This window comes from Aequorivita sp. Q41, from assembly GCF_039831855.1.
Lineage (GTDB): Bacteria > Bacteroidota > Bacteroidia > Flavobacteriales > Flavobacteriaceae > Aequorivita.
Genome location: NZ_JBDPMS010000001.1, coordinates 1,113,137 through 1,124,099, shown reverse-complemented (window position 1 = coordinate 1,124,099; position 10,963 = coordinate 1,113,137). Strand labels below are relative to the sequence as shown.

Genomic DNA, 10,963 nt, shown 5'->3' with positions numbered 1-10,963 from the left:
AAGGTCGGGATGGGCTTTTTATTTTTAGTTTGGCTTTTTTGCCTTCCTTCACCTTTATTCAATGTTCCAACCGCAACCGTAGCCGAAAGCAGTAATGGTCAAATGCTCGGCGCACGTATAGCCGATGACGGCCAATGGCGGTTTCCACAAGTAGATTCGGTGCCAAAACGCTTTGAGCAGTGTATTCTTTATTTTGAAGATGAACATTTTTACTGGCATCCGGGTTTTAATCCGGTTTCTATTTCTAAAGCACTTTGGAGTAATCTTACGAGTGATTCTCGTCGTGGCGGAAGTACAATTACACAACAAGTAATTAGGCTTTCCCGAAAAAATAAAGGCAGAACCTATTTTGAAAAATTGATTGAAATTTTTCAAGCAACACGCTTAGAAGCTACTTACAAAAAGAAAACTATCTTAAATCTCTATGCTTCTTACGCTCCTTTTGGCGGTAATGTTGTAGGTTTAGAAACTGCCTCTTGGCGGTATTTCGGAATTCCAGCAAGCGAATTAAGCTGGGGGCAATCCGCAGCTTTGGCGGTGCTTCCCAATGCGCCTTCACTTATTTTTCCAGGGAAAAATGAAGAAATCTTGAAGCAAAAAAGAGATGCTTTACTGCTAAAACTTTTTCAAAATGAAGTGATAGATAAAACGACCTATCAATTGGCTTTAGATGAAAATTTACCCGGAAAACCCTTGCCCTTACCCGAATTCGCTTCGCATTTAACCGAAAAAATACGAAAAGAACACTCTGGAAAACGAATTGTAACTACGGTAGACTTTTCACTGCAACAAAAAGTGAATAATATCGTAAAAGAGCATAATTATAAGTTGGCTCAAAACCAAATAAACAATCTAGCCGTTTTGGTTTTGGACGTAGAGACGCGCGAAATTTTGGCATATGTAGGTAATGCCCCAACAACTAGAGCCCACAATAATTATGTAGACATTATTGAAAGAGCCCGAAGCACCGGAAGTATATTAAAACCATTTTTATTTACGTCCTTACTAGACGCTGGCGAGTTACTCCCAAACACATTGGTGGCAGATATACCCACAACTGTAAATGGCTATACACCCGAAAATTTCGACAAGAAGTTTAATGGTGCAGTTCCGGCTAGCGTGGCACTTTCGCGTTCACTAAATATTCCTGCAGTGCGTATGTTGCGCGATTATGGGTTTCAGCGTTTTTATAACGTACTCAATAAACTAGACCAAAAAGCCATTAACAAAGCCCCAGATTACTATGGGCTTTCATTAATACTCGGCGGCGCCGAAAGTAGTTTATGGGATATTACTAAGGCTTACGCGGGAATGGCTTCTACCTTAAATTTTTTCAATAATTCTTCTAGCGAATACAGAAAAAATGAATTTGTAGATCCTGTTTATCTTCAAAACCACAAAGCGATTGACTTCGGAGAAAAACAGCAAAAACCTTCCGTTTGGAATGCTGGAGCAATTTATGAGACATTCGAAGCTATGGAAAAAGTAAATCGCCCTAGCGGAGAGGAAAACTGGGAGTTTTTTACGAGCAGCCAGCCACTAGCGTGGAAAACAGGGACGAGTTATGGTTTTAAAGACGCTTGGGCTGTTGGTGTTACCCCAAAATACGCCATAGGTGTTTGGGTGGGAAATGCCGATGGGGAAGGTCGCCCGGGTTTAACAGGAATTCAAGCCGCCGCCCCAGTATTGTTTGATGTTTTAAATGTGTTGCCACAAAGTGGTTGGTTTAATACCCCTTATGATGAATTAGTAGAAATAGAAATTTGTTCTAAAAGTGGGCATTTATCGGGTCTTTATTGTGAAGAGACTAAAGTAGCATGGATTCCAAAAAATGGAACTAGAACTGAAGCCTGCCCGTATCATCAAACAGTTTTTTTAAATACTTCAGAAAATCACCGTGTTAATTCTTCTTGTTATGAACTTTCAGAAATGAAACAGCAAAACTGGTTTGTACTACCACCGGTTATGGAGTATTACTACGCTTCACTACACCCAGAGTATAAGGTTTTACCATCGTTTGCGCCAGATTGTTTGCAGGAAGGAGAAAAATTAATGGCTTTTATTTATCCTAAGAAAAACGAAGCTGTACTCTTGCCTAAAAATTTTGAAGAAAACCTCAATGAAGTAGTTTTTAAACTTGCCCATAGGTCACCTTCAACTACAGTTTTTTGGTATTTAGACACTCAATTTATTGGGCAGACAGAAACTTTTCACGAGCTGGCTATTTCACCCAAACCGGGAAATTATCTTTTAACAGCAGTAGATCAAGAAGGGAATGAGCTTCGGGAGCAGATTTCAATAAAATTCTCTTCAAATACCCCATAAATTTATTTAACAGAATATTAATATCGTTTAGTTCGTAATATTCCGAACCAAACCTATATTTGCAGCTTGAAATTTAAAATTACTTTAAGTTGACAAAAAGAGAGAAAATAATTGAAAAACTTGGTGTGCATATAGAATGCAAGGAGCAACTTGCGCCATTAGCTGCCAGAATACTTTCCACTTTAATTTTAACAGGTAAAAAAGGGATTACTTTCGAATCGTTAGTTTGTGAATTGGGAGCTAGTAAAAGCACAATATTTACACATTTAACGACTCTTCAAGCGGGAAATAGGATTACGTATTTTACAAAACCTGGAGATAGAAAGAAATATTTTATTCTTATCCCAAATATGATGATTCAATCAATGTCTGAGATGCTTCGGAAGTGGAATAATGAAAAGGAAATTCATTTGGAGATCATGGATTATAAAAAGGAGGTGAATGATACCTTGGGGGAAGATTCAAATGAAATGTTTGATTTAGAATTCCACAGAGATTATTTGAGTTTCCTTGAACAAGCAAGTTCTTCTGTTGAAAAAATCCAAAAAAAACTTATTGAAAAATTTAAAAATGATTAATAGCTAAATAATGAAAAAGAAAAATTTAATCTACTCCCTTCCATTTATTTTAGGAATATTACTTCTATTTTCATCCTGTGGTGATGATAAAAGTGCACAACAAGCAAAAGGAACTCCACCAGCACAAACACTACCTGTGGTTCAAATTCCACTTAAAACCGTAACGGGATATACAACCTACCCTGCAAGTATTGAAGGTGTTGTAAACAGTAAAGTACAAGCTAAAATTTCAGGTTATATAACAGATGTTCTTGTGGATGATGGGCAGAAAGTAAAAAAGGGGCAAGCGCTTTTTCGCTTAGAAACGCAGTCATTAAGTCAAGATGCAGCAGCAGCAAAGGCAAATGTTAATGCCGCTCAGGTTGAGGTTGACAAGCTTAAGCCCTTGGTCGCAAAAAACATTATCAGCAACGTGCAATTAGAAACGGCAAAAGCAAAGCTTCAGCAGGCAAAAAGCGGTTATAATAGTATTGCTGCAAATATTAATTATGGAACGGTAAAAAGCCCTGTGAATGGAAATGTAGGAGCTATTAACTTTAGAGAAGGGTCTTTAGTTAGTCCGAATGATCAACAACCACTTACAACAGTAAGCGACATTAACCAGGTGTATGCCTTTTTTAGTTTAAATGAATCGGATTACTTAGACTTCCTACAAAATACCGCAGGGAAAAATCTAGAAGAAAAAATTGCGAATTACCCTGAAGTTACTTTGATACTTGCCAATGGAATGCCTTATTCTGAAAAAGGAAAAATTGAAACCAGTTCGGGGCAAATTAATCCAAATACGGGGACCGTTAGTTTTAGAGCTATTTTCAACAATCCAAATCAGTTATTAACGAATGGGAATAGCGGAAAGGTTCAAATCCCTGTTGTATATGAAAATGCAATCGTAATTCCGCAGGAAGCAACCTACGAACAACAAGGAAATGTGATGGCTTTTAAGCTTAATGAAAACAACACCGTTTCACTAACGATAATTAAAGTAAAAGCAACAATAGATAATTTGTATGTCGTTGAATCTGGGATAAATGAAGGAGACAAGATTATTGTTTCAGGTGTAGGAAAACTACGTAACGATATGCCTATTACCCCTCAAGAAGTTGCTTATGATAGTATAATTAAGCCTATCAAAACATTATTTAAAAATTAATTAGATCCCTGTCATTATGTTAAAAACATTTATTGAAAGACCCGTTCTTTCAACAGTAATCTCTATTATTATAGTTGTACTTGGTGTAATCAGTATTTCAAGTTTACCTATAGAGGAATATCCAGATATTGCCCCCCCAACAATTAAGGTGTCAGCAACATATACTGGAGCCAATGCAGAAACTGTTTTAGAGAGTGTAATTATTCCAATAGAAGAACAGATTAATGGTGTAGAAGGGATGAGTTATATTACCTCTACAGCATCCAACACAGGAACCGCCGAAATTACAGTTTATTTTGATCAAAAAATAGATGCAGATATTGCTGCTGTAAACGTGCAAAACCGTGTAGCAAGGGCAAACCCTTTACTACCGCAAGAGGTTATTCAAACAGGGGTCACCACACAAAAGCAAGAAACAAGTGCCTTGATGTTTATTTCTATGTATTCTGAAAATGAAGCGTATGACGCTACTTTTATTCAGAATTACCTAAAAATAAATGTTATTCCGGCAATGCAACGTATTAGTGGTGTGGGAGATGTTAGTGTATTCTCACGCCAAGATTATGCAATGCGAATTTGGTTAAAGCCTGAAAAGCTTGCAGCGTATAATTTAATTCCTTCAGACATCACTGCGGCCTTAAAAGAACAAAATTTAGAAGCAGCAGCAGGATCTTTGGGTGAAAATAACGGGGAAGCATTTTCGTATTCATTAACTTATAGTGGACGCTTTAAAGATGAAAAACAATATGGTGATATTGTAATTAAGGCCTTAGGTAATGGTGAATTTCTACGTTTAAACGATGTGGCAACTATAGAGTTAGACGCACAATCATACGCTGCAAACGCTATGAGTTTAGGCAACCCAGCGGTGTTTATGGGAATTTTTCAAACCAAAGGATCGAATGCAAGAGAGATTATTGAAAACATAAAAACAACTTTAGAATCGGTAGAAAAAGATCTTCCAGAAGGATTAAGCATTTTTGTGCCTTATGATACAAGTCTGTTTTTAAATGCTTCAATTGAAAAAGTTATAAGCACACTATTAGAAGCCTTTTTATTGGTATTCTTAGTTGTATTTCTGTTTTTGCAAGATTTCCGTTCTACCTTAATTCCAGCAATTGCAGTACCAGTTTCCATTATAGGAACCTTCTTTTTTCTCAGTGTTTTTGGGTATTCCATCAACCTTTTAACCCTTTTTGCATTAGTGCTCGCCATTGGTATTGTGGTTGATGATGCTATTGTGGTGGTAGAAGCAGTGCATGCGAAACTGGATGAAGGTGAAAAAAGCCCTAAAAAAGCAACGCTAACAGCCATGAACGAAATCTCTGGAGCTATTATCTCTATTACCTTGGTAATGGCAGCTGTATTTATACCAGTTACTTTTGTATCGGGACCAACAGGTGTATTTTATGAGCAATTTGGTGTTACTCTAATTATTGCAATTCTTATTTCAGCAGTTAACGCATTAACATTGAGCCCTGCCTTATGTGCCCTATTCTTAAAAGCCCATAAAGATGACGAAGAATTAAAAGGAAAAAGTCCATTAAAGCGCTTTTATACACTTTTCAACCGCGGTTTTAATGCGACAGTAGAACGCTATGGAAAATCACTTCAGTTTTTATACAAAAGAAAATGGGTACCTGCTTTATTGTTAGTATTGGCAGTTGTAGGGATATTTTATGCGTCAAAAACAACTCCAACAGGATTTGTACCTAATGAAGATAGAGGGATTATTTTCGCAAATATTGAATTGCCTGCTGGTGCTTCTTTAGATAGAACAGACGCAGTGGTAAGAGATTTATATGGAAAAATAAATAGTATTGATGGTATTGTAGGTGTCAACTTTATTAAAGGACGTAGTTTAATAAGTGGAGCAGGTAGTAATTACGGCTTCGGAATAATAAAACTAGATGATTGGAGCGAACGCGAAGCTCCTTCACTTTCAGTACAGGCTATTACAGGTAAATTGTTTGGCGTTGTATCAACAATGCCAGAAGCTAATATTATTTTCTTCTCCCCACCGAGTATTCGTGGTTTTGGTAACTCTGCTGGGTTCGAAATAAATTTATTAGATAAGTTTGGTGGTGAATTTACAGATTTAGATACGGCAAACAAAGAATTTGCAGCAGCGTTAATGTCGCATCCAGAAATTAAATATGCACAATCGTCTTTCAATACAAATTATCCTCAATATGAAATGGAAGTTAATGTGCCTTTAGCGAAAGAAAAAGGGGTGCCTATAAATAGTATTTTCTCAACTCTACAAGGATATATTGGAGGGGTTTATGCCTCTGATTTTTCAAAATTTGGAAAACAATTTAGGGTTTACATACAATCCTTACCAGATGATAGAGCAGATGCAAATGCCTTGAATAATATGTATGTACGCACAGATTCCGGGGAAATGACTCCAATTACACAGTTTGTAAACCTTAAAAGGGTTTATGGTCCACAATCGGTAACACGTTTTAATTTGTTTAATTCAACAATGATATCGGGTGCTACAAATGATGGGTTTAGTACCGGAGATGCCATTAGGGTTATTGAAGAAGAAGTGGCAAAACTACCAAGTAATTATACCGTTGCATATTCTGGTTTAACACGAGAAGAAGTTAATGCAGGAAATCAAACAACCTTTATATTTATATTGAGTATTCTCTTTGTGTTTTTCTTATTAAGTGCGCAATATGAAAGTTATTTATTGCCATTTGCGGTGGTGCTTTCCATTCCATTTGGTGTTTTTGGCGCTTATATAAGTACAAAACTCTTTGGATTAGAAAACAATATCTACTTTCAAATTGCTCTGATCATGCTTATTGGCCTACTCGCTAAAAATGCCATATTAATCGTAGAGTTTGCGCTCCAACGTCGTAAAAATGGAGAGTCGATTGTGGATGCAGCCATTCATGGTGCCAAAGCCCGTTTAAGACCAATTTTAATGACCTCATTTGCCTTTATACTTGGGTTAATGCCGTTAGTATTAGCAAAAGGTGTTGGTGCTGAAGGTAACAACTCTATTGGTACAGGTGCAGCTGGCGGTATGTTAATAGGTACCCTTTTAGGAGTGTTTGTAATTCCTATCCTATTCATCCTTTTCCAATGGTTACAGGAAAAAGTTTCAGGAGCTCCTTCAAATTCGATAGAAATTTCTGAAAAAAACAGGGCGCTTGAAATGGATACTGATAAAATTAAGACTGATGAAAACAGGTACTAGATATTTTTCTTCAGACATAAAAAACATTAAAATAAAACAGATGAAAACCAATAGAATCTATTCATTACTGTTATTAGCAAGTATTCCGTTTTTACTTGTATCCTGCTTTGCAGCAAAAGAATATGCTCGCCCAGAAGTAGTGAACGAAGCTAATTACAGAACAGATAACCTTCCGCAGGATACCTTAACACTTGCTACAGTTTCTTGGAGAGAATTGTTTACAGACCCTATTCTTCAAGGATATATTGAAGAAGGACTTACAAATAATATAGACATTCGTGTAGCACTTCAACAAATTAGAGTGGCTGAAGCATATATAAAACAAGGGAAGGCAAGTTATCTTCCTACATTAAATGGAAATGCGAAAGTAACACATCAACAATTTTCTCAAGGAAGTCAATTTGGAGCTCAGTTTTCTGAATTAACACAATATGAATTAGGTGGAAGCCTTTCTTGGGAAGCAGATATTTGGGGCAAATTACGTAGTAATGATAGAGCTTTTCAAGCAACATATTTACAAAGCGTTGCCGCACATCAAGCTGTAAAAAGTAGATTAGTTGCAAATATTGCTTCTGTATACTACCAATTAGTGGCTTTGGATGAACAAATTCAGCTTACTGAAAAAACCATTGAAACACGTTCAAAAGGCTTGGAAACCACAAAAGCTTTAAAAGAGGCTGGAAATGTAACTGAAGTAGGTGTAAAACAAACGGAAGCGCAGTTATATACCGCCCATGGAATTTTAATCGATTTAAAAAACCAAGCTCGTTTATTGGAAAACACCTTATCCATACTTTTGGGGAGTGCTCCACAAGAAATACCCCGTGGCGACCTAGAAAACCAAGTTATTGAAGCACCTCTTAACACAGGTGTCCCCACGCAATTGCTTCGAAATCGTCCAGATGTTATGGCTGCTGAATATAATTTAATGAATGCTTTTGAGCTTACCAACGCTGCTCGCGCAAGTTTCTACCCTTCCATAACACTTTCAGCTACGGGAGGCATACAAAACCTGGAATTTGATAAACTTTTTAATGCCAATTCCTTATTTGCAACAGTTATAGGTGGTTTGACGCAACCAATTTTTAATAAACGTCAAATACGCACCCACTACGAAGTGTCTCAGGCGCAACAAGAACAAGCATATTTAGATTTTCGCCTAGCTGTGATTACTGCAAGTAAAGAAGTTTCCGATGCGCTTTATAGTTATAAAGCTGCAACTGAAAAAATTGAAATTAGAGAAAAAGAATTTAATGCATATAATTTGGCAACAACCTACTCTGAAGAACTTTTAGATAATGGTATGGCTACTTATTTGGAAGTTTTAACGGCTCAAGAAAATGCGTTAAACTCAAGCCTTAATTTGGTGAATGCAAAATACAACCAACTTCAATCCATCGTAGATTTATACGAAGCTTTGGGTGGAGGTTGGAAATAATTTTTTCATATTTTTTTTGTTGATTGATTGACTGTCCCAGCATTTTTAGTTGGGGCAGTTTTTTTGTAGTACTTCAATTTTTGTAATACGTGAATAAAAACCTTAAACTAAAGCTTATTGCTTTATAAATTTATGGTTGTATTTTCCGCTATCTGGTCCTTCCAATGAAAGAATGTAAACTCCTTTTACTAAACTGGAAACATCAATTTTATTATTCGAAATTTTTCCGCTTTGAATACGCTGCCCAATTGTGTTTGAAATGGTATAACTTAATGTTCCACTAGCCACCTTAGATGAGCTTATATTTAATTCACTATCTGCAGGGTTAGGGTAAATTTTGAAAATAGCTGCACCAAAATCTGAAACTCCAGCTGTTGGATCACAAAAGGCTGTTTCTAAACCAACGGCACACCATGCTTTTTCTACTTCTAAGACCTCTGGAGAACCATCTCCATAAAGTTGAATAGTGGCTTCAATGGTATAATTCTTCACATCTTCATAAACAGATCCAGACTCTACATACGAAGTTTCAGTAGCATATATTATATCTGTTGCTTTTTCAATTCCAATTCCTGTAACATCATAGTCATAATTATTGTCGTTTGTGCCATTTCCTCCATCAGACAATAAATAGAACCAATAATTAAACACTCCTGAATTGGTGTGTACGCCACAATTGTCATTTGTAGAATCGGGCGTTGGGCATCCAGCAGTGGTTGCATCTTTCCAAAATTGACCTAAATAGGTGTCGGGTTGATTAAACAATTTTGGGTTGTCCATAGATCTAATTCCTCGTGGGGCAACAAGCACAAAATCTTCTCCCATAATCCATTTTTCTTTTTCGGGAGCAGCATGAAATTCTACAACCGATCCCCAGATATCTGAAAAGCTTTCGTTTAAAGCTCCAGATTCTCTTTGATAAACCAAACCACCTTCGGCACCATCAATTGCATGGCCTAACTCATGTGCAGTAACGTCTAACGAAACCAAAGCATCATAAGCTCCCGTACCAGTGGTTTCATCATAATTTCCATCGCCGTATATCATGCCACCTTCATTCGCGCTAAGGCCAAGCCATGCGGCATTTATATATTCATTTCCTACATGAACGTAGCTTCTAATTTTTGCTCCCGCACCATCAAAGCTATCACGATTATACCTATCTAAAAAGAAATCATAAACTTGCGTTATTCCCCAATGTACATCGAGTGCCGCAGTATCTTTATTGTCACTGTGTTCTGCAGTAGTCCAATTATTATCATCGTCTTTAAATTCTGCGCTGAGCACATCAACAGCGCCCATACCCCCTAATACAGCCATTAATTGTACAACAAGAGGGTCCGTGTGTAGTATATCTTTTGTATAGATATCTTTCCCTTCATCTGTTAAATTGTAATTAAATATGTTTTGTACTGTTTCTATAGATTTGGTTCCACTATATCTCGTTTCAGCTGTTCCAGTATCTAGGAAAGAGCTACTTTCATCAGATTTTTTAAACAACAAATCCTTTTGTGATTTACGAAGTACATAATCAATCTGTGCTTCAGTGATTTCTGTTTGTGGGGCAGAGGCATGTGTCATCATTAATGCATCCTTCAGCAAAACCTCTCCAGAAAGTGCGTCTAGATAAACCTCTTCAATACCATAAGTAGATGAAGCAAGTTTGTACACATACGCATAACGATCTTCATTATTTGCAGAAAACAAGCTAGGTAATACTAATAATTTTCCAGTTATATTTTCACCTATATTAACGGCATAACTTGCGCCTAGATTGTTTAATCCGAGGCTTAATACCTCGGTACTTGATTTTAAATTGGCAATAGTAGTAGGTAGTTCAATATTTGAAAAAGTTCCATTTATAGATGTAATAAATCCGTTTTTTGAGTGAACTTTATAAGAGTTATAAGCTACTTCGACACTATTAAAATACTGTTTGTAAATATCATGTTGCGCGCCAAAAACATCCATTTCTGTAGTTGATTTTTCTAGGGTATTGGCTCCTTCAATTTTTAAAACTTCTTGAAGCAACATCGTACCTTTGGCTAAGGGTATGTTTGAATTTGTTTTAAAAGAGACAAATTTTAATACCCCATCAGAAGTAACATTTTTGATTTTTACATAATTTTCGGCGAGATAATCTTGAGCATTTCCTATAAAGCAAAAGCTTAGGAATAAACCCATAAGTAACGTTTTTTTCATTGAAATAGATTTTGTTAGAAAAGTTAATTTGGTCTCAATATATTAAACATTACTCT

General features: G+C 36.5%; 6 protein-coding genes. 5 read left to right on the top strand and 1 reads right to left on the bottom strand.

Annotated elements, in window-relative coordinates:
- The first annotated feature begins 9 nt into the window (after positions 1–9).
- The 5 genes from pbpC (at position 10) to ABJ955_RS05215 (ending at position 8,705) form a co-directional block, all read left to right on the top strand.
- Positions 10–2,325: a penicillin-binding protein 1C gene (gene pbpC, locus ABJ955_RS05235; protein WP_347374364.1), complete on the top strand. Its 2,316-nt coding sequence runs from the start codon at positions 10–12 to the stop codon at positions 2,323–2,325.
- 89 nt (positions 2,326–2,414) lie between these two features.
- Positions 2,415–2,903 carry a transcriptional regulator gene (locus tag ABJ955_RS05230; protein ID WP_347373546.1) on the top strand — a complete coding sequence of 163 codons (489 nt, stop codon included), beginning with the start codon at positions 2,415–2,417 and terminating at the stop codon, positions 2,901–2,903.
- Between the two features lie 10 nt (positions 2,904–2,913).
- Positions 2,914–4,053, top strand: a complete 1,140-nt coding sequence (locus ABJ955_RS05225) for an efflux RND transporter periplasmic adaptor subunit (RefSeq protein WP_347373545.1) — start codon at positions 2,914–2,916, stop codon at positions 4,051–4,053.
- 16 nt (positions 4,054–4,069) lie between these two features.
- Positions 4,070–7,267 carry an efflux RND transporter permease subunit gene (locus tag ABJ955_RS05220; RefSeq protein WP_347373544.1) on the top strand — a complete coding sequence of 1,066 codons (3,198 nt, stop codon included), beginning with the start codon at positions 4,070–4,072 and terminating at the stop codon, positions 7,265–7,267.
- A gap of 40 nt (positions 7,268–7,307) precedes the next feature.
- Positions 7,308–8,705 carry an efflux transporter outer membrane subunit gene (locus ABJ955_RS05215; RefSeq protein WP_347374363.1) on the top strand — a complete coding sequence of 466 codons (1,398 nt, stop codon included), beginning with the start codon at positions 7,308–7,310 and terminating at the stop codon, positions 8,703–8,705.
- A 114-nt stretch (positions 8,706–8,819) separates the two neighbouring features.
- Here the strand turns inward: ABJ955_RS05215 and ABJ955_RS05210 are convergent, their stop codons facing one another.
- Positions 8,820–10,907, bottom strand: a complete 2,088-nt coding sequence (locus tag ABJ955_RS05210) for a M4 family metallopeptidase (RefSeq protein WP_347373543.1) — start codon at positions 10,905–10,907, stop codon at positions 8,820–8,822.
- Between the last annotated feature and the right edge of the window lie 56 nt (positions 10,908–10,963).